20 protein-coding genes are annotated in these 17,672 nt (G+C 69.6%); 12 read left to right on the top strand and 8 right to left on the bottom strand.

Annotated features, from left to right (window positions below):
- Positions 1-153 precede the first annotated feature (153 nt).
- Positions 154-363: a cold-shock protein gene (locus tag WI697_RS03745; protein WP_041606896.1), complete on the top strand. Its 210-nt coding sequence runs from the start codon at positions 154-156 to the stop codon at positions 361-363.
- A 271-nt stretch (positions 364-634) separates the two neighbouring features.
- On the top strand, positions 635-847 hold the full coding sequence (locus WI697_RS03740) for a cold-shock protein (protein WP_014747389.1): 213 nt from the start codon (positions 635-637) through the stop codon (positions 845-847).
- Between the two features lie 153 nt (positions 848-1,000).
- Here the strand turns inward: WI697_RS03740 and WI697_RS03735 are convergent, their stop codons facing one another.
- Positions 1,001-1,327 (bottom strand): DUF2934 domain-containing protein, encoded by a 327-nt coding sequence (locus WI697_RS03735; RefSeq protein WP_296711199.1) that lies wholly within the window; start codon positions 1,325-1,327, stop codon positions 1,001-1,003.
- Positions 1,328-1,459: 132 nt separating this feature from the next.
- Here WI697_RS03735 and WI697_RS03730 point away from each other — a divergent pair, with 132 nt between their 5' ends.
- The 10 genes from WI697_RS03730 (at position 1,460) to WI697_RS03685 (ending at position 11,931) form a co-directional block, all read left to right on the top strand.
- Positions 1,460-1,801 (top strand): hypothetical protein, encoded by a 342-nt coding sequence (locus WI697_RS03730; protein WP_345957419.1) that lies wholly within the window; start codon positions 1,460-1,462, stop codon positions 1,799-1,801.
- Positions 1,802-1,865: 64 nt separating this feature from the next.
- Positions 1,866-2,354, top strand: a complete 489-nt coding sequence (locus tag WI697_RS03725; protein WP_385997686.1) for a (2Fe-2S)-binding protein — start codon at positions 1,866-1,868, stop codon at positions 2,352-2,354.
- Positions 2,354-3,370, top strand: coding sequence for an FAD binding domain-containing protein (locus WI697_RS03720; RefSeq protein ID WP_345957650.1), 1,017 nt, complete (start codon positions 2,354-2,356; stop codon positions 3,368-3,370). Before WI697_RS03725 ends, WI697_RS03720 begins: the two co-directional genes overlap by 1 nt.
- Positions 3,367-5,694, top strand: a complete 2,328-nt coding sequence (locus tag WI697_RS03715; RefSeq protein WP_345957418.1) for a xanthine dehydrogenase family protein molybdopterin-binding subunit — start codon at positions 3,367-3,369, stop codon at positions 5,692-5,694. Before WI697_RS03720 ends, WI697_RS03715 begins: the two co-directional genes overlap by 4 nt.
- A 62-nt stretch (positions 5,695-5,756) precedes the next feature.
- The gene (locus WI697_RS03710; RefSeq protein WP_345957417.1) at positions 5,757-6,881 is read left to right on the top strand and encodes a zinc-dependent alcohol dehydrogenase; all 1,125 of its coding nucleotides are present in this window, start codon (positions 5,757-5,759) and stop codon (positions 6,879-6,881) included.
- 39 nt (positions 6,882-6,920) lie between these two features.
- On the top strand, positions 6,921-8,087 hold the full coding sequence (locus WI697_RS03705; protein WP_345957416.1) for a mechanosensitive ion channel family protein: 1,167 nt from the start codon (positions 6,921-6,923) through the stop codon (positions 8,085-8,087).
- Between the two features lie 63 nt (positions 8,088-8,150).
- A complete protein-coding gene (locus tag WI697_RS03700; protein ID WP_345957415.1) occupies positions 8,151-9,359 on the top strand; it encodes a helix-turn-helix domain-containing protein in 1,209 nt (402 codons plus the stop codon).
- A 118-nt stretch (positions 9,360-9,477) separates the two neighbouring features.
- Positions 9,478-10,155, top strand: a complete 678-nt coding sequence (locus tag WI697_RS03695; protein WP_345957414.1) for a Vgb family protein — start codon at positions 9,478-9,480, stop codon at positions 10,153-10,155.
- Positions 10,156-10,334: 179 nt separating this feature from the next.
- Positions 10,335-10,742, top strand: a complete 408-nt coding sequence (locus tag WI697_RS03690; protein ID WP_345957413.1) for a nuclear transport factor 2 family protein — start codon at positions 10,335-10,337, stop codon at positions 10,740-10,742.
- A gap of 127 nt (positions 10,743-10,869) precedes the next feature.
- The gene (locus WI697_RS03685) at positions 10,870-11,931 is read left to right on the top strand and encodes an aldo/keto reductase (RefSeq protein ID WP_345957412.1); all 1,062 of its coding nucleotides are present in this window, start codon (positions 10,870-10,872) and stop codon (positions 11,929-11,931) included.
- 62 nt (positions 11,932-11,993) lie between these two features.
- On the opposite strand, the gene WI697_RS03680 is transcribed toward WI697_RS03685, so the two are convergent.
- The 7 genes from WI697_RS03680 to WI697_RS03650 form a co-directional block, all read right to left on the bottom strand.
- Positions 11,994-12,890: a LysR family transcriptional regulator gene (locus WI697_RS03680; RefSeq protein WP_345957411.1), complete on the bottom strand. Its 897-nt coding sequence runs from the start codon at positions 12,888-12,890 to the stop codon at positions 11,994-11,996.
- Positions 12,891-12,983: 93 nt separating this feature from the next.
- Positions 12,984-13,637, bottom strand: coding sequence for an N-carbamoylsarcosine amidohydrolase (locus WI697_RS03675; RefSeq protein ID WP_345957410.1), 654 nt, complete (start codon positions 13,635-13,637; stop codon positions 12,984-12,986).
- A 46-nt stretch (positions 13,638-13,683) separates the two neighbouring features.
- Complete coding sequence (locus WI697_RS03670; RefSeq protein ID WP_345957409.1) at positions 13,684-13,998, bottom strand: NIPSNAP family protein; 315 nt, start codon at positions 13,996-13,998, stop codon at positions 13,684-13,686.
- A complete protein-coding gene (locus tag WI697_RS03665) occupies positions 13,995-14,954 on the bottom strand; it encodes a hydroxymethylglutaryl-CoA lyase (protein ID WP_345957408.1) in 960 nt (319 codons plus the stop codon). Before WI697_RS03665 ends, WI697_RS03670 begins: the two co-directional genes overlap by 4 nt.
- Before the next feature lie 21 nt (positions 14,955-14,975).
- Positions 14,976-16,172: a CaiB/BaiF CoA transferase family protein gene (locus tag WI697_RS03660; protein WP_062761304.1), complete on the bottom strand. Its 1,197-nt coding sequence runs from the start codon at positions 16,170-16,172 to the stop codon at positions 14,976-14,978.
- Positions 16,173-16,907, bottom strand: a complete 735-nt coding sequence (locus WI697_RS03655; RefSeq protein ID WP_345957407.1) for a GntR family transcriptional regulator — start codon at positions 16,905-16,907, stop codon at positions 16,173-16,175.
- A 14-nt stretch (positions 16,908-16,921) separates the two neighbouring features.
- A complete protein-coding gene (locus WI697_RS03650) occupies positions 16,922-17,665 on the bottom strand; it encodes a maleate cis-trans isomerase family protein (protein ID WP_345957406.1) in 744 nt (247 codons plus the stop codon).
- Between the last annotated feature and the right edge of the window lie 7 nt (positions 17,666-17,672).

Raw genomic sequence — 17,672 nt, 5'->3', positions numbered from 1 at the left:
CCTTCGGCAGCGTCGAGTACGAGCCTACCCGGTTCCCAGACCTCTAGCCGATGAACTTCGTATACCCATTCGAATTTGTCTTGTTTGAGATCTGATTTCGACCATCCGCACGCGATGCGGGTGCCCTTATGACGACGACGAAAGGTTATTCCCATGGCTACGGGAACCGTGAAGTGGTTCAACACCACCAAGGGCTTCGGCTTCATCCAGCCTGACGAGGGCGGAAACGACGCCTTCGTGCACATCAGCGCCGTGCAGCGTTCGGGCCTGACCGAGCTGGTCGAAGGCCAGAAGGTTGCCTACGAGCTGATCGCTGACCGCCGCAGCGGTAAGCTGGCAGCTGCCAATCTGGAGCTTCTCTGATCCGGTTCCGGTGCGCCCCTTCGGGTGGCGCGCCACGGTGACGATGTCTCCAAGAAAGACCCCGCCCTGGTTTCGACCGGGGCGGGGTTTTTCGCGTCTGCGGATCGTGCCGAAACGCCTGGGGACGAAAGGCCGCACTTGAAACCCGCCCCGAAAAGCCGCACCCTTTTTCTCGTCGACGGGCACCAGGGATGATGGGGGGCCCGCCGTCCGTCCGCGCCTGGGCTGCGGACGACACTGCACAACGACGATGACGAAAGGGTGTCCCCTCATGGCGACGGGAACCGTGAAGTGGTTCAACGCCACCAAAGGCTTCGGCTTCATTCAGCCCGACGAGGGCGGAGCCGATGCCTTCGTGCACATCAGCGCCGTTCAGCGCTCGGGCCTGACCGAGCTGCGTGAGGGCCAGAAGGTCTCTTACGAGCTGATCGCCGACCGCCGCAGCGGCAAGCTGGCGGCCGCCAACCTCTCCCTGATCGACTGAGCCGACGGCTCGACCTGACCCACAGGCGAGAGGCGCGTTCGCAGGCGTAGCTACCACCACGGAGTTTCGTGACGCCTGACGATACCCGAGGCACTTTCGGAAACCCCGCATCCTCTACCGAGGGTGCGGGGTTTTCTCGTTGTCGTCGGCCTCTCACCCCGGAATGTCGTCATCCCGGGGCGGCACCGGCCGGGGGGTGGTGCGCTCTTCGCCCTGGTCGGTCAGGGTCGGGAACTCGCCCTGGTTCTCCACCGCCTCCAGCGGTTCGGTGGGGTCGTTGCGGATGCGGTCGCGGGGGGATCCGGGGCGGAAGGTGGTCAGGTGCTGGTTGTCCTCGATCGCCACCAGCTCTTCGGCACGGCCGCGGTAGTCCGCCTCGCGCCCCGGGATGGCGCCCTCTTCCTTCCACAACCGATGCATGTGTTCCTTGATCCGGTCATCCCTGCTGGTTGTTCTCTGCTCCGGGCTCTGCCTGGTCATCGCGGCCTCCTTCCTGGGGATGGCGGTCAACCGGCCGGACGGAGGGAGAGTTCCCCTATGATCCGGGAACCTCCCGCGCGGTCGGGGGTTCAGCCCTGGTAACCGCCCGCCTGAGCAGGAGATACCGCCGCCATGGCGACAGCCGACCGGAACCGCCGGCAGCCGGACCCCAGCGATGCCGAGATCCTGGGCAGCGCCGAAGGGCGCGAGGCCGATGCCCGCGACACGCGCAGCCCCGATGGCGGGCGCTTCCGCAATGTCCCGCGCGACGAAGCGCCCGCCCGGCCGGATGACGTGATCACCGACCCCGTCACCGGCGAGGCCGAGGGCCTGGACCCGACCGAAGAGGCAACCCGCCGCGCCGCCGAGGATGTGTTCGACGACGACGAAGATGGGGAGACCGAGGATGAGGACCGCTTCCCCGAAGGCTGGCCCCCCGACCGCCGCGACACGGATGACGACGATGCCGGGTAACCGCCCACCTGGGGACCGCCTGCCTGGGGACCGCCCGCCTGGGGACCGCTGGGCCGAAGGCCTGATGGTCGGCCTGGAGGTCAACGGCCGCCCCTGCCGCGTGACCATCGACCCCCGGCTCAGCCTGCTGGATCTGCTGCGCGACCGGCTGGGGCTGACCGGCGCCAAGAAGGGCTGCGACCACGGCCAGTGCGGCGCCTGCACCCTGCTGGTCGACGGCCGGGCCGTGCTCGGCTGCCTGACCCTCGCCGCCCGGCTGGATGGCGCCCGCGTGACCAGCATCGAAGGGCTGACGCCCGAGAGCGCGAGCGAGGACGAGGGAGAGGGCGCGCTGCACCCCATGCAGCAGGCCTTCATCGATCACGATGCCTTCCAGTGCGGCTATTGCACCCCCGGCCAGATCCTGTCGGCCGTGGCGCTGATCGCGGCCGAACCGCAGCCCGACGATGCGCGGATCCGCGAGCACATGTCGGGCAATCTCTGCCGCTGCGCCGCCTATCCCAATATCGTGGCCGCGGTGCGTGCGGCGGCCGGCCGGATGGGGGGTGCGTGATGCAACCCTTCCGGCTTCATCCCCCGACACCCGTCCACGACCCGGCCCCCACCGGTGCCCGGCAGATCGCGGGCGGCACCAATCTGGTCGATCTGATGCGGCTGGGGGTGGAACGCCCCACGGCCCTGGTCGATCTGGACCGGGTGTCGCCGCCGGCGCTGCGCGGCATCACCCGCCTGCCCGACGGCACCTTCCGGATCGGCGCGCTGACCCGCATGGCCGAGGCCGCCGCCGACCCGGAGCTTGGCGCCGCCCTGCCGATGGTGGTGCAAAGCCTGGAGCTGGCGGCGAGCCCGCAGATCCGCAACATGGCGAGCCTGGGCGGCAACCTGCTGCAGCGCACCCGCTGCCCCTATTTCCGCGATGTCAGCTGGCCCTGCAACAAGCGCGAGCGCGGCAGCGGCTGCGGCGCGATGGAGGGCATCACCCGCCATCATGCGATTCTTGGTACCAGCGACAGCTGCATCGCCGCCTATCCCGGCGATTTCGCCCAGGCCGCACTGGCGCTGGATGCCCAGATCGAAATCACCGGCCAGGGCGGGGTCCGGCGCATGAAACTGGCCCGGCTGCACCGCCTGCCGGGGGCGACGCCCGATGTCGAAACCGCGCTGGATGCCGACGAGACCATCACCGCCATCCACCTGCCCGCCCCGGGCTGGGCGCGGCGCTCGCTGTTCCTGAAGCGCCGGGAACGGGCCTCCTATTCCTTCGCCCTGGTCTCGGTCGCCTGCGCGCTGGACCTGGACGGCGACCGGGTGCGCGAGGTGCGCCTGGCGCTGGGCGGCGTCGCCACCATCCCCTGGCGGGCCTTTCCGGCCGAACAGCTGCTGGCCGGCGAACGCCTGACCGAGGAATGCGCCCATGCCGCCGGGGTCGCCGCCTTCGCCGATGCCGTGGTCCGGCCCGACAACGCCTTCAAGCGCGATCTGGGGGCCGCATTGATCGCCCGCGCCCTGCTTGCCGCCCGCGCCCTGCCTGCCGCCGGGGATCTTTCGGTCACGGAGACCCGCCGATGAGCCTGCCCCCCACCTCCCTGCCCGCCACCTCCCTCCCTGCCACGACACCCCGCATCGACGGGCGCGCCAAGGTCACCGGCCGGGCCGTCTATCCCGCCGACACCGCCATTGCCGGCCTGGCCCATGCAGCCCTGGTCGTCTCGCCCGTGGCCCGCGGCCGGCTGGCGGCGATCGACACCGCAAAGGCCGCCGCCCTGCCCGGCGTGCTGGGGGTGCTGACCGTCGACGACGTCACCGGCCGCATCGGCCTGCCCCGCTTCGGCGTCGCCGCATCGTCGATCGCACCGCTTCAGGACCGGCTGATCCGCCATGACGGCGAGATCCTGGCGGTGGTGGCGGCAGAGACCGCCGAGATCGCGGCCGAGGCCGCCGCCCGGGTGAGCTTCCGGATCGAGGCCGAGGCCCCCGCCACCGGCTTCGACGATGCCGGCGCCGAAACCGTCGCCGCCGCCGAGGCCGCCGGCCGCAAGGATCCCGGCCAGGGTGATGTCGAGGCCGGTTTCGCCGCCGCCGAGGTGTGTATCGAGGCCGATTACGAAACGCCGGTGCAGCACCACAATGCGCTCGAACTCTATTCCACCACCGCGGTCTGGGACGGCGAGGGCGATCAGGCGCGGCTGACGGTCTATGAACCCTCGCAGAACGTGAACGGCTGGCGCCATGAACTGGCCCGCCAGCTGGGCATCGATGCCGCCCGGGTGCGGGTGGTGGCGGAATTCGTCGGCGGCGCCTTCGGCGGCAAGGGGCCGATCACCGCGCGCACGGCGCTGATCGCCTTCGCCGCCCGGCATTTCGGCCGGCCGCTCCGCTGCGTGGTCAGCCGCGCCCAGGGCTTCACCGCCGGCACCCACCGGGCGGAGACCCGCCAGCGGATCCGCATGGGCGCCACGCGCGACGGCCGGATCACCGCCTTCGTGCATGACGGCGCCGAGGTCACCTCGCGCGCCGACCCCTATCTGGTCGGCGGCAATTCGGTCACCGCCCGGCTCTACGGCTATGGGGCGGTCCAGACGAAGCTGTCGCTGGTCCATGCCGACCGCCCGACCCCCGGCTATATGCGCTCGCCGCCCGAAGTGCCCTATGTCTACGCGCTGGAACAGGCGATGGACGAGATGGCGGCGGCGCTCGACATGGAGCCGATCGACTTCCGGCGGCGGAACGATACCGCGACCGACCCGCTGTCGGGCAAGCGCTACAGCAGCCGGATGCTGATGCCCTGTTTCGATGCCGCCGCAAAGGCCTTCGGCTGGGACCGGCGCGACCCGGTGCCGGGGTCGATGCGCGATGGCGACTGGGTGATCGGCATGGGCTGCGCCGCCACCGTCTACCCCGCCAACATCGCCGCCGCCACCGCCCGGGTGCGGCTTGCCGCCGACGCCCGGGTGACGGTCGAAACCGCCAGCCACGAGCTCGGCACCGGCATCCGCACCGCCGCCGCCCGCATGGCCGCCGAGGTTCTGGGCGTGGCGCCCGAACGGGTGACGGTCAGAACCGGCGACAGCGACCTGCCGCCGGCCCCCGTCTCGGGCGGATCCAACTCCACCGCCAGCGTCTGTTCGGCGGTGGCGCGGGCCGCAGAGGCGGTGAAGACGACGCTCTTCACCCGGCTGACCGCCCCGGATGCCGGGCCGCTGGCCGGGCTGGATGCGGCGACGCTCCGCCTCCGCGACGGCCGGATCGAGGCCGACGGCCCCTATATGGCGCTCGACGCCGCGCTGGAAGCGGCCGGGCTGGAGGCGATCAGCCAGACGGCCGACTTCATCCCCGACGGGCTGAAGCCCGATGCGGTGGAGAAGCTGCGCGCCGGCCGCACGCCGATGCGCGGCGGCGGATCGGGCGATCTGCTGCGCTATGCCATGGGCGCTGAATTCGCCGAAATCCGCATCAACCGCCGCACGCTCGAAATCGAGGTGCCGCGCATGACCGGCGCCTTCGCCGCCGGCCGGATCATGAACCCGCTGACCGCGCGCAGCCAGCTGATCGGCGGCATGATCTGGGGGCTTTCCACCGCGCTGATGGAAGAGACCGAGCTGGACCGCCGGGCGGCGCGCGTGCTGAACCACGATCTTGAAAACTATCTGATGCCGGTGAATGCCGATATCGGGCAGGTGGATGTCATCCTGCTCGACGAGGACGATCGCGCCGGCAACCCCTCGGGCATCAAGGGGCTGGGAGAGCTTGGCAATGTCGGCATGTCCGCCGCCATCGCCAATGCCGTCCACCACGCGACCGGCCGCCGCTTCCGGCGCCTGCCGATCCGCATCGACCGGCTGTTCCTGCCGGCCTCTCCGGATGTGATCCCCGGCTCTCCCGCGCCCACCTGACCCGCCCCTGCCCCTCCTGACGCGGCGGCCCCCGGCCGCTGCCCGACCGGAAGGACCGTGACATGAAAGCCGTCGTTTTCCACGACGTGGGCGATATCCGTCTCGACACCGTCGCCGATCCGGGGCTTCAGGCCCCGACCGACGCCATCATCCGCATCACCGCCAGCGCCATCTGCGGCACCGATCTGCACATGGTCCGCGGCACCATGCCGGGCATGAAGCCGGGCACGATCCTGGGCCATGAAGCGATCGGCATCATCGAGGAACCGGGGTCGCAGATGCGCAATCTGAAACCCGGCGACCGGGTTGTGGTGCCGTCGACGATCAGCTGCGGCTGGTGCGCCTATTGCCGGTCCGGCTATACCGCGCAATGCGACACCGCCAACCCCAACGGCCCCCAGGCCGGCACCGCCTTCTTCGGCGGCCCGGCCCAGACCGGCCCCTTCGACGGGCTGCAGGCAGACTATGCCCGCATCCCCCATGCCAATGTCGGCCTGGTCAAGCTGCCCGACGGCATCACCGACGATCAGGCGATCATGCTCTCCGACATCTTCCCCACCGGCTATTTCGGCGCCGATATCGCCGAGATCACCGAGGGCGACACGGTGGCGGTGTTCGGCTGCGGCCCGGTGGGCCAGTTCGCGATCATCTCGGCCCGGCTGATGGGGGCCGAGCGGGTGATCGCCGTCGACCGCCTGCCCGACCGGCTGGAAGCCGCCCGCGCCAAGGGCGCCGAGATCGTGAATTTCGAGGAAGAGGACCCGGTGGAAGCCATCCGCGCGCTGACCGGCGGCATCGGCGTCGACCGGGTGATCGATGCGGTGGGCGTGGATGCCGCCGCCCCGGGCGAAAAGCCGGGCGAGAGCGCGACCCAGGTGCTCGACCAGGCCATTGCGGCCATGGCCAAGGCCGGCACGCTCGCCATCATCGGCGTCTATCCGCCGAATGTGCACAGCTTCCCGATCGGCCAGGCGATGATGCGCAACGTCACGATCAACATGGGCAATTGCAACCATCGCCGCTATCTGCCGCGGCTGGTGGATCTGGTGGCGGCCGGCACCATCGACCCCGCCACCGTGCTCACCCGCAACGCCCCGCTGATGTCGGCGATCGACGCCTATCGGCAGTTCGACCGCCAGGCCGATGGCTGGCTGAAGGTCTCGCTGACCCCGGGCAGCCGGGCCTAGGGCAAGTGAAGGCCTGAGCGCCCACGGAGTCGGAACATCATGGACCTGCTCAGAACCCCGCGCTGGCTGGCGGAGCTTGCCGCCGCCATGCCGGCCGGGACCGGTTATCTGCTACTGCTGATCGTGGCGGTGGGCGTGGCGCTGATCGCCCACCGCCTGTTCTTCCGCCTGCTCACCATCGTGGTGCCGCGCACCGGCAAGGGCTTCCGCACCGAAGTCTTCCGCCGGGTGCGGGGCCCCGTGCGTCTGGCGTTCATCCTGATCGCGCTGCGGGCGATCGCCCCCGAACTCGCCGTCGACGACGACGCAGGCGCCATCATCGGCCGGGTGCTGCAGCTGGGGGTGATCGCGCTGATCGGCTGGATCGCCGTCTCGGTGCTGCGCGCGCTGGCCGATGTCAGCCGCCGCCGCTATCGCATCGATGTCGACGACAATCTGGTGGCGCGCAAGCACCGCACCCAGCTGATGCTGCTGCAACGGGTCGGCATCGGCCTGGTGGTGGTGGTGACGGTGGCGGCCATGCTGATGACCTTCCCGTCGGTGCGCCAGTACGGCGTCAGCCTGTTCGCCTCGGCCGGTGTCGCCGGCATCGTGATCGGCTTCGCCGCCCAGTCGATCCTGGCCAATCTGATCGCCGGCATCCAGATCGCCCTTACCCAGCCGATCCGCATCGAGGATGCGGTGGTGGTGGAAAACGAATGGGGCTGGGTGGAGGAAATCGCCGCCACCTATGTCGTGATCCGGCTGTGGGACTGGCGCCGGCTGGTGCTGCCGATTTCGTATTTCATCGAAAAACCCTTCCAGAACTGGACCCGCGAGACCGCCGGCATCATCGGCACGGTGATCTGGCAGGTGGACTACGCCATGTCCTTCGCCCGCATGCGCGAAAAGCTCGACGAGTTTCTGAAGCAGAGCAAACTCTGGGACGGCAAGGTCGGCGTGCTGCAGGTGATCGACACCACCGAACGCACGGTCACCATCCGCGCGCTGATGAGCGCCCACAACTCCCCCACCGCCTGGGATCTGCGCTGCGAAATCCGCGAGAAGATGCTGGTCTGGATGCAGGAGGACTGCCCGGAGGGGCTGCCGCGGCTGCGCAACGACGTGACCGCAGCCCTCCATGCCCCCGACCGGGCGGCAACCGGCAGCGACGGACAGGAACCGCTGACCCCGGAGGCGCTGGACCGCATGGGCGTGCGGCAGTAACGGCCGCCCCCGCTGCATGCTAGTCTTGTCGCTCATGGCCGGGAGAGCATCGGCGGGGAGCCCATGGATGCGCTGATCACCGCCGCCGCCCGCGCCCTGGCGGCGGGCGACCTTTTGGGCGCCCTCAATCGCGTGTCGCTCCGCGACGACCCGCCGGCGCTGGCGCTGCGCGGCATCGTCATGGCAAGGCTCGGCGAATTCGGCCGGGCGCGGGATCTGCTCGCCCGGGCCGGACGGGGCTTCGGCCGCGGCAACCCCGCGGCGCGGGCGCGCTGCACCCTGGCCGAGGCCGAAATCGCCCTGGTGCTGCGCGACATCGCCTGGCCCCAAGGGCTGCTGGACCGCACCCGCGCGGTGCTGGAGACGGCCGGCGACCACGCCAATGCCGCCCATGCCCGGATCATCGAGGCCCGCCGCCTGCTGCTGATCGGCCAGCCGGGCGCCGCCGGCGACGCGATCGCCGGGCTCGACCCCGGCCGGATCCCGCCGGCGCTTGCGGCCGGGCTGCACCTGACCCGCGCCGGCATCGCCGCCCGCCGGATCGCGGCTGCCGAAGCCGCCCGTGACCTCGATGCCGCCGCCGCGGCGGCCGCGGCCAGCGGCATCGCCGAACTCGCCGCCGAAGTGGCGACCGCCCGCCACCAGCTCGACGCCCCGGCGGCCCGGCTGGTCCGGGCCGGCACCGACCGCATGGTCACGCTGGCCGAAATAGAGGCCCTGCCGGCAGAGGCGGCGCTGGTCGTCGATGCCTGCCGGTTGATCGTCCGCGATGCCACCGACATCCGCCCGCTGGCCACCCGCCCGGTGCTCTTCGCCCTGGCCCGCCAGCTGGCGCTGGCCCATCCGGCCGATGTGCCGCGCGCGGTGCTGATCCGCGAAGGTTTCGGCGGCCGCACCGCCGACGACAGCCACCGCGCCCGGCTCCGGGTCGAGATCGGCCGCCTGCGCCGCCTGCTCCACCCGCTCGCCCGGATCCACGCCACCCCGGCCGGCTTCGTTCTGCACCCCGCCCGCCCGGGCCCGGTCGCCCTGCTCGACCCGCCGATCGAGGCCGGCTGCGGCCGCATCCTCGCCCTGCTCGCCGATGGCGAAGCCTGGTCGACCACGGCCCTCGCCATCGCCCTCGGCACCAGCGCGCGCACCATACAGCGCCTCATGGAACGGCTTGCCGCCACGGGCCGCGTCCGCCCCACCGGCCGCGGCCGCACCCGCCGCTGGACGGTCCCGGCCCTCGGCGGTTTTCCGACGATCATGCTGCTGCCGGGGGTATAGGCTGTTGCGGCGAGCCGGCCGCGCCTTCCCGACAGCATTGTTACTCTCACCCCCACCCCTCCCCGATCCAGGCTGAGGCTCGGACATGATCCCACCGCAGATCCCAAGGGAGGTTCCCATGACCAAGACCCTCACATCCCCCACCGCCGCCGCCACGCCCGCCACGGCCGATGCCGAGATCCTGCGCGACTACGGCCCCTGGCCCGGGGTCGATGCCGTGCACGGGGTCAGTTTCGACGGCAGCCATGTCTGGTTCGCCGTCGGCCCGGCGGTGAATGTGCTCGACCCCTCGGATGGCCGGGTGGTGCGCAGGCTGCCGGTGCCGGGAGAGGCCGGCACCGCTTTCGACGGCCGGTTTCTCTATCAGATCGCAGGGCCGGTGATCCGCCGGCTCGACCCCGAAACCGGCGCGGAGCAGGGCACCATCCCCTGCCCGGGCAATGGCTGCGCCTCGGGCCTCGCCTGGGGCGAGGGCACGCTCTGGGTTGGCCAGTTCGACGACCGCCGGATCCTGCAGATCGACCCCGAAACCGGCGCCGTGCTCCGCCAGATCACCTCGGACCGCATGGTCACGGGCGTCACCTGGGCGGGCGACGAACTCTGGCACGGCAGCTGGGACGGCGCGCAGCAGACGGCCGATCTGCGCCGCATCGATCCCGACACCGGCCGCGTGATCGCCGTCATCGCCATGCCCCCGGGGATTTCGGTCTCGGGGCTGGAAAGCGACGGCAACGGCACCTTCTATTGCGGCGGCGGCCGCAGCGGCAAGATCAGGGCGGTGCGCAAGAGCATCTGAACCCGCTTCGCATCCCAAAAACAGAGCCGGCGCCGCATCCATCCCACGGATCGGCGTCGGCCCTTCCATTTTCCATATTCAGAAAATTATCACCCGATCTTCGGCATATTTTTCCGAAAACGGAGACGGCAGTCTGAGGTCGTGACGTGACGCACGAACGGCCGGAAAGGAGACGCGCCGTGAACCGAGAGCAGCATGAACAGACCGCCAAAGCCTTTCTGGATGCGCTGGGGCGGGGCGATACCGACACCATGTCCCGGCTCAGTACCGAGGATCTGACATGGTGGATCATGCCCGGAAACAAATTCTCGGGCACCCATGCCAAGGGCCCCTATCTCGCGGCCATTCCGACGCTGTTCGAGAATGCCGCCGGCCATCTGGTGCTCGACTATGGCGAAATCACCGGAGAGGCGGACCGGCTGGCGATCGTCGCGCGGGGCGACCTGCCGATGAAGGACGGCCGGCACTATCGCAACACCTATCATTTCCTTCTTCATTTCCGTAACGGCCGGATCGCGCGCGGCCAGGAGTTCACCGACTCGCTGCACATCAACGAAATCTTCGGCGCGCCGGACACCGCCGCCTGAGATCGCGCCGCGGCCGCCGCGGACCCGATCACCCGTCACCACAATCAGACCACCCGCCATGGCCCGAGGGCACGGCGCCGGAGCATATCCGGCCCGAACGGGCGGCCTTGTCTTCAGGAGATGCAGGATGAAATACAGGACATTGGGCAATACCGGGCTTCTGGTCTCGCAGCTCTGCCTGGGTACCATGACCTTCAGCGACGGCACCGGTGTGTACGAGCATATCGGTGACGTCGACCAGGCGGGCGCCGATGCGCTGGTCAAGGCCGGCATCGATGCCGGCATCAACTTCTTCGACACGGCGGATGTCTATTCCGCCGGGGCGAGCGAGCAGACGCTCGGCCAGTCGTTCAGGAATCTGGGGATCCCCCGCAACGAGGTCGTGCTGGCGACGAAGGTCTACAGCCGGATGGGCCCCGGCCGGAACGATGTCGGCGCGTCGCGCGGCCACATCATGGACGCGGTCGAGGCCAGCCTGCGGCGCCTTCAGACCGACCATATCGACCTCTACCAGATCCATGCCGCCGACATGGTGACGCCGGTCGAGGAGACGCTGCGGGCGCTCGACGATCTGGTCAGGCAGGGCAAGGTCCGCTATCTGGGCGTGTCGAACTGGCAGGCCTGGCGGATCGCAACCGCGCTCGGCATCTCGGCCCGGCTCAATCTGGAGCGGTTCAACACGCTGCAGGCCTATTACTCGATCGCCGGGCGGGATCTGGAACGGGAACTGAAGCCCCTGCTCGACGCCGAGAAGATGGGCCTGCTGGTCTGGAGCCCGCTGGCCGGCGGGCTGCTGTCGGGCAAGTTCAGCCGCGACAACCAGTCGCCGGAAGGCGCACGCCGCTCGTCTTTCGACTTCCTCGTGGTCGACAAGGACCGCGCCTGGAACGTGATCGACGTGCTGAAGCCGATCGCCGAGGCCCATGGCTGCAGCCCGGCCCGGATCGCGCTGGCCTGGCTGCTGTCGAAGCCGGTCGTGACCTCGGTCATCGTGGGCGCGAAACGGCTGAGCCAGCTGGAGGACAACATCGCCGCCGTCGATATCGTGCTTGGTGACGACGAGATCGCGCGGCTCGACGCCGTCAGCGAGCTGCCGCCGGAATATCCGGGCTGGATGCTCGCCACCCAGGGCGCCGACCGCCTGGGGCCGGTCGACCTCTGGGCCGGCCGCACCACCCGTACCTCGTAAGCGACACGCAGGCCGGGGGCCAAGAGGTCGGGGGCCGGCAGGTCAGGGGCCGGAAGGTCAGATCAGGCACCCGGCCCGCGCCCCGACAGCGCGGGGTTGGTGCGCATCACCTGGTCGGCCAGAAAATCCCCGACCGCCCGGACCCGGGCCGAGGCCACGAGATCGGCATGGGTCACCAGCCAGACATCGTTGCTGAACAGCCGGTCCGAAGGGATGACCGGCACGAAATCCTCGGGCGCGGCCAGAAAATCCGGGATGACGGCAAGCCCCAGCCCGGCGCGTACGGCGGCGATCTGGGCCGGCAGGCTGCTGGTGACCAGGGCGATGCGGCAGCCGGGATGTTCCCGCGCCAGCCAGACCGCCGCCGGCATGAAGGCATGGCCGTCATCCCAGACGATGGCATGCCGCCCGCCGAGCGGCTCGCCCTCGACGGGCGGGTGGCGCGCAACATAATCCCGGCTGCCATAGACCGAATAGGTCATGTGGCCGACGCGCCTGACCGTCAGATTGCCGCGTTCCGGCCGGACCACCCTGAGCGCGATATCCGCCTCGCGCCGGCCAAGCTCGGCGGTGGCGGTGCTGGTGACGATGTCCAGGCAGATGCCCGGATAGCGCTCCCGAAAGGCCGGCAGCGCCGGAATGATCAGATCGGTCGCCAGATTTTCCGAGGTCGCAAGCCGCACGCTGCCGGCCGGCGCCTTGTCCAGCCCCGCCACCCCCCGCTCCAGCGCCATGACGCTGTCTTCGACCAGCTCGGCATGCCGCAGCAGTTCACGCCCCTCGTCCGAGAGAAAATAGCCGGTCTGATGGCGCTGAAAGAGCGTCATGCCGATGCTCGCCTCAAGCTGGGCGATGCGGCGGCTGACGGTGGACTGGCTCACCCTCAGCTCGGCCGAGCTCCGGGTCAGACCGCCGCTCCGCGCCACCGCGAGGAAGACTCTGAGATCATTCCAGTCCATCCGGCCCGTCCATCCGGGTTGTGCGTTTCTGCCGGCCTTTCTCCGGTCAGGATCCCCGTTTTCCGGGAGAGCGGCAACAGGCTTCGGGTCGGTTCATGAACCGGCGGGATCCCGGCCGGTGGCGGCCAGCCTTCCAATCACCTCCTCCACCCCCACCACATCGGCATATTTCGCCTGCAGGTCAAAGAGATTGGCCTCATGCGGCCCCGGCGCCCGGTCGCCCACCGCCTCGCGGACGACGATGGGGATGAAGCCGTGCTGGAGGGCGTCGAGGGCGGTGGCGCGGACGCAGCCGCTGGTGCTCACACCGGTGATGATGGCGGTATCCACGCCGCGTGCCGTCAGTGTCGAGGCAAGCGAGGTGCCGAAGAAGGCGCTGGCATATTGTTTGGTCACCACGATTTCGCCGGGCGCGGGCTCCAGCCCGCGGGCGAAGCGGCCCAAGGGCGAGCCGCGGTCGAAGACCTTGAGCGCTGCGACCTTGCGATAGAACAGCCCGCCATCGGCGCCGCCCGCCTGGTATTCGACATTGGTGAAGATCACCGGAATCCCGGCGGTACGGGCCGCGGCCAGCAGGCGGTGGATCTCCGCCAGCATGTCCTCCACCCCGGCATAAAGCGGCGAGCCGGGGTCGAAATAGGCCTGGACCACGTCGACGATCACCAGCGCCGGGCGCCGGCCGAAGCCGAGCGCGCCCATGAAGCCGGCGCCCTGATAATCCGTGGTGAGATCGGTGTCGGCGGTCATGGGCGGATCCTCGATGGGAAGGGACGATGCCGGAAGGGGGGCGCAATCAGCGCAGCGGCGAGAAGGCGGTGGGCACCAGGATGCGGTTTTCCATCGCCTGGATGAACGGCGTCACCCTGGGCAGGAAGGCGCGCCAGTCTTCCGAGGCGGCGAGCATGGCGCGGCGCCTCTCGCGATCGGCCATGTCGTCATAGCCCCAGAGATGGACCACGCCGTTGATCATGCCGACCTCGGTGGTGAAATAGCCGATCAGATTGCCCAGGATCGGCCGGATGATGCCCAGCCCCTCGCGCTCGAACACGGTCAGGAAGTCGCGCAGATGGGCGGGGGCGATGGTGTAGCAGCGCTGTTCGACGATCATGCCGGCATCTCCCGGCGGGCAGCTTCCTTCGCCTGGGCCTCCTTCGCCTGGGCCTCCTTCGCCTGGGCCTGGCGCCACCAGGCCGCCATGCGCCCGCCCAATGGCCGGTCGAGCAGGGTTTCGGCCAGGGCGACCGCATCGAACAGCCGGCGCCAGTCGATACCGGTCTCGATACCCGCCTCGCTCAGCATGAACACCAGGTCTTCGGTGGCGAGATTGCCGGCGGCGCCGGGCGCGAAGGGGCAGCCGCCCAGGCCGCCGAACGCGGCATCGAAGCGGCGGATGCCCGCCTCCAGCCCCGCCCAGGCCATGGCCAGCGCCAGGCCGCGGGTGTCGTGCAGATGCAGCGCCAGCCGGTCGGTGCCGACACCGCCGGCAAGTGCGGCCACGATGTCGCGGATCTGCGCCGGGTTGCCGGCCCCGATCGTATCGGCGATCGCGACCTGATCGGCGCCGGCCGCGAACATCTCTTCGGTCAGCGCCACCACCCGGGCGAGCGGGGTTTGCCCCTCGTAAGGGCAGGCGCAGGCGGCGGCGACATAGGCGCGCACGAACACGCCCTCGGCCTTGGCCCGCCCGATCACCTCGCGGCAGACGGTGCGGGCCTGATCCAGCGACATGTTGATGTTGCGCCGGTTCAGCGTCTCGGTGGCCGAAAGCACCAGCGCCACCGCCCGGGCGCCGGCGGCGGTGCCGCGTTCATAGCCGCGCATGTTCGGCACCAGCGCCATATAGTCCACCCCCGCCCGCACCGGCAGGCCGGCGAGCAGGGCATCGGCATCGGCCAGCTGGGGCACCGCCTTCGGGCTGACGAAGCTGGTGACCTCCAGCGAGGTGAGGCCGGCCTCCAGCAGCCGCCCGGCCAGACGCAGCTTGTCGGCGGTGGCGACATGCACCGGCTGGTTCTGCAGCCCGTCGCGCAGGCCGACCTCGGTGATGGTGACGCGATCGCTCATGCTGTCCTCCCTCTGCCGTGCTCAGCCGATGATGCCGCGGGCGCGCAGCGCGCAGCGGGCCTCGGCGCCCAGCCCCAGCAGCTCTTCCAGCACCTCGTCGGTATGGGTGCCCAGCAGCGGCGGCGGGGTATAGACCTCGTCGGTCATGCCCGACATCTTGACCGGATTGCCCGGCATCTCGACCCGCCGGCCCGAGGGATGGGCCACCTCCACCACCATGCCCCGGCCGCGGATCTGCTCGTCGGCCATGGCATGGGCGATGTCGTTGACCGGCGCGCAGGGGATCTGGTTGCCGAACCGCGCCAGCCAGTGCTCGCAACTCTCGGTCTCCAGAATCTCCTGAAGCCGGGCGTTGATCACCTCGCGATCGGCCCAGCGGCCGGGCTGGGTGAGATAGGCGTCGCGGCGCAGGTCCGGCGCATCCAGAATGTCGACCAGCCGCTGCCAGAACTGATCGGTGATCACCGCCAGAATCACGTGGCGGGTTCTGGTGCGATAGGTGTTGTAGGGCACATGGACGAAATGGCCGTTGCCCGACCGGCCGGGCTCGCGGCCCGACAGCGACTGCATGGTCGCCATGTAGTTCAGCATCGACAGCTGGCAGTCGAGCATCGAGATGTCGATATGCTGGCCCTGGCCGGTAAGGTTGCGCTGGTTAAGCGCCGCCAGAATGCCGATCGCTGCAAACAGCCCGCCGCCCAGATCGCCGATCGGAATGCCCGCCCGCAGGGGCGTGCCGCCGGCCTCGCCGGTCAGCGACATGCCGCCGCCGATGCCCTGGGCGACCAGGTCGAAGGCCGGCCGGTCGGGATTGGGGCCGGTCTCGCCGAAGCCGGTCACCGAACAGGTGATGATCCGCGGGTTGATCGCCGACAGCGTTTCGTGGTCGATGCCCAGCCGGCCGGTGACGCCGCGGCTGTAATTGTCGACCACGATATCGGCCTTGCGCACCAGATCATAAACCAGCGCGCGGCCCTCTTCGGTCTTGAGGTCGACGGCGACCGACTGCTTGTTGCGGGCAAGCGTCAGGAAATAGGCGCCCATGCCCTCGATCGAATGATCGGGATCCTTGGCCAGCAGCTTGCGGGTGCCCTCGCCGGTCTTCACCGGTTCGATCTTGATGGTGCGCGCGCCCAGATCGGCCAGCAGCATCGTGCCATAGGGCCCCGAGAGCATATGGGTGAAGTCGAGGATGATGACATTGTCGAGCGGTCGCATTCAGGGGGCTTTCGGTTCGGCCGGAGGGGAGAGGGAAAGATCGGCCACCAGCGCATGGCGGGCGGCATGGACATGGGCGCGCATCACGGCGCCCGCCCAATCGGCATCCCGCGCGCGGAAGGCGTCCACCAGCTCGCGGTGATGGGCCATGCTGCGGACAAGCTGGCGGTCGTGATAGCGCCGGAAGGTGCGGTGAACCAGGATCAGATCGACGGTCTGGGTCAGCAGCCCGGCCAGGCGGTCATTGCCGCAGGCGGCGGCGATGCGGGTGTGGAATTCATGGTTGAGCCCGGTGATCCGGTCGAGGAAGCCGGCCGGCCGGCGGCCCGCCAGATCCTCCATCCGTTCTGCCAGCGCCTCCAGCGCATCGATATCCGCGGCCGTCAGATGCCGGGCGGCCTGCTCCGCCACAGCCGCCTCGACCAGCGCCCGCACGGCGAAGATCGCCTCCAGATCGGCCACGCTCCAGCTCGACACGAAGGCGCCGAGACCGGGGGTCAGCTCCACCAGCCCTTCGGTGGCGAGCCGGCGGAGCGCTTCGCGAACCGGTGTGCGACTGACGCCCGCGGTCTCGGCCAGATGCTCTTCCCGCAAGCGGTCCCCGGGGCGGAAGCGGCCGTCCAGAATGCCGGTGCGGATGGTGGCATAGGCGCGCGCGAGGGCGGTTTCGGGTGGGGCGGTTTCGGGTGGGGCGGTTTCGGGTGGGGCGGTTTCGATGTCGGTGAGGGACGTCACGATGGCAGCCTTCTTCAGTGCTTCAGCAGCAGCGATCCCCAGCCATCGATCCGGTCGTCGATCCCCTGTGCGCGCAGGGCATGCCAGAAGATGGCGGTGTTGATCGCGATCACCGGCTTTCCCAGCCAGGTTTCGGCGAAACCGGCCAGCCGTGCCATGGCGAGATTGGTGCCCACCTGAACCACGGCGTCGACATCGGGCCCGTCGACCTCGCGGATCGCGGCGGCAAGTTCCGCCTCCTGGACATGGGCGATCTTCACCGGGCTTGCGCATTTCAGCCCTTTGATCCGGGGCACCTCGTAGCCGCATTCCTCGAAGAAGCGCACCACATTGCGGTCGCCGACCGGCTGATAGGGCGTGATCACCGCGATGCGCTTCGCCCCGTAAATGCCCAGCGCCGCCTGGCAGGCATCGGAGCCCATCGAGACCTGCAGCCCGGTATGGGCCTCCAGCTCCGCCTTCAGCTTCCGGCTGGCGGCAAGCCCGTCCCAGAAGGTTTCGGCCGAGATGCCGAGCACCAGCCGGTCGGGCTCGCACGACATCACGCTGTCCACCGCGGCCATCTGCGCCTCGGCGATCAGCCGGATCAGCTCGTTGAAGTCGTCGTCATTGTGGATCGCAATATTGGGGATCGCGATCCGGGCAATATGGCTGGTGACGCCAGGGGGCGCCATCCGGTCGAATTCAGGCTGGACACTGGTATTGGTGCTGGGGACCAGCACGCCGAACTTGGCACGCCACCCGAGACTGTCGCCCATGTGAGTC

It is taken from the genome of Tistrella mobilis (assembly GCF_039634785.1).
Classification (GTDB): Bacteria; Pseudomonadota; Alphaproteobacteria; order Tistrellales; family Tistrellaceae; genus Tistrella; species Tistrella mobilis.
Note: the sequence above shows the minus strand (reverse complement) of the source record. Positions and strands in the feature narration are given on the sequence as shown.

Coding starts and splice junctions, on each gene's coding strand:
- WI697_RS03670 (WP_345957409.1), bottom strand. CDS start 13,998: ATGATCGTCGAACAGCGCTGCTACACCATCGCCCCCGCCCATCTGCGC.
- WI697_RS03740 (WP_014747389.1), top strand. CDS start 635: ATGGCGACGGGAACCGTGAAGTGGTTCAACGCCACCAAAGGCTTCGGC.
- WI697_RS03675 (WP_345957410.1), bottom strand. CDS start 13,637: ATGACCGCCGACACCGATCTCACCACGGATTATCAGGGCGCCGGCTTC.
- WI697_RS03665 (WP_345957408.1), bottom strand. CDS start 14,954: ATGAGCGATCGCGTCACCATCACCGAGGTCGGCCTGCGCGACGGGCTG.
- WI697_RS03660 (WP_062761304.1), bottom strand. CDS start 16,172: ATGCGACCGCTCGACAATGTCATCATCCTCGACTTCACCCATATGCTC.
- WI697_RS03680 (WP_345957411.1), bottom strand. CDS start 12,890: ATGGACTGGAATGATCTCAGAGTCTTCCTCGCGGTGGCGCGGAGCGGC.
- WI697_RS03735 (WP_296711199.1), bottom strand. CDS start 1,327: ATGACCAGGCAGAGCCCGGAGCAGAGAACAACCAGCAGGGATGACCGG.
- WI697_RS03720 (WP_345957650.1), top strand. CDS start 2,354: ATGCAACCCTTCCGGCTTCATCCCCCGACACCCGTCCACGACCCGGCC.
- WI697_RS03715 (WP_345957418.1), top strand. CDS start 3,367: ATGAGCCTGCCCCCCACCTCCCTGCCCGCCACCTCCCTCCCTGCCACG.
- WI697_RS03650 (WP_345957406.1), bottom strand. CDS start 17,665: ATGGGCGACAGTCTCGGGTGGCGTGCCAAGTTCGGCGTGCTGGTCCCC.
- WI697_RS03705 (WP_345957416.1), top strand. CDS start 6,921: ATGGACCTGCTCAGAACCCCGCGCTGGCTGGCGGAGCTTGCCGCCGCC.
- WI697_RS03710 (WP_345957417.1), top strand. CDS start 5,757: ATGAAAGCCGTCGTTTTCCACGACGTGGGCGATATCCGTCTCGACACC.
- WI697_RS03725 (WP_385997686.1), top strand. CDS start 1,866: ATGGTCGGCCTGGAGGTCAACGGCCGCCCCTGCCGCGTGACCATCGAC.
- WI697_RS03700 (WP_345957415.1), top strand. CDS start 8,151: ATGGATGCGCTGATCACCGCCGCCGCCCGCGCCCTGGCGGCGGGCGAC.
- WI697_RS03745 (WP_041606896.1), top strand. CDS start 154: ATGGCTACGGGAACCGTGAAGTGGTTCAACACCACCAAGGGCTTCGGC.
- WI697_RS03695 (WP_345957414.1), top strand. CDS start 9,478: ATGACCAAGACCCTCACATCCCCCACCGCCGCCGCCACGCCCGCCACG.
- WI697_RS03730 (WP_345957419.1), top strand. CDS start 1,460: ATGGCGACAGCCGACCGGAACCGCCGGCAGCCGGACCCCAGCGATGCC.
- WI697_RS03685 (WP_345957412.1), top strand. CDS start 10,870: ATGAAATACAGGACATTGGGCAATACCGGGCTTCTGGTCTCGCAGCTC.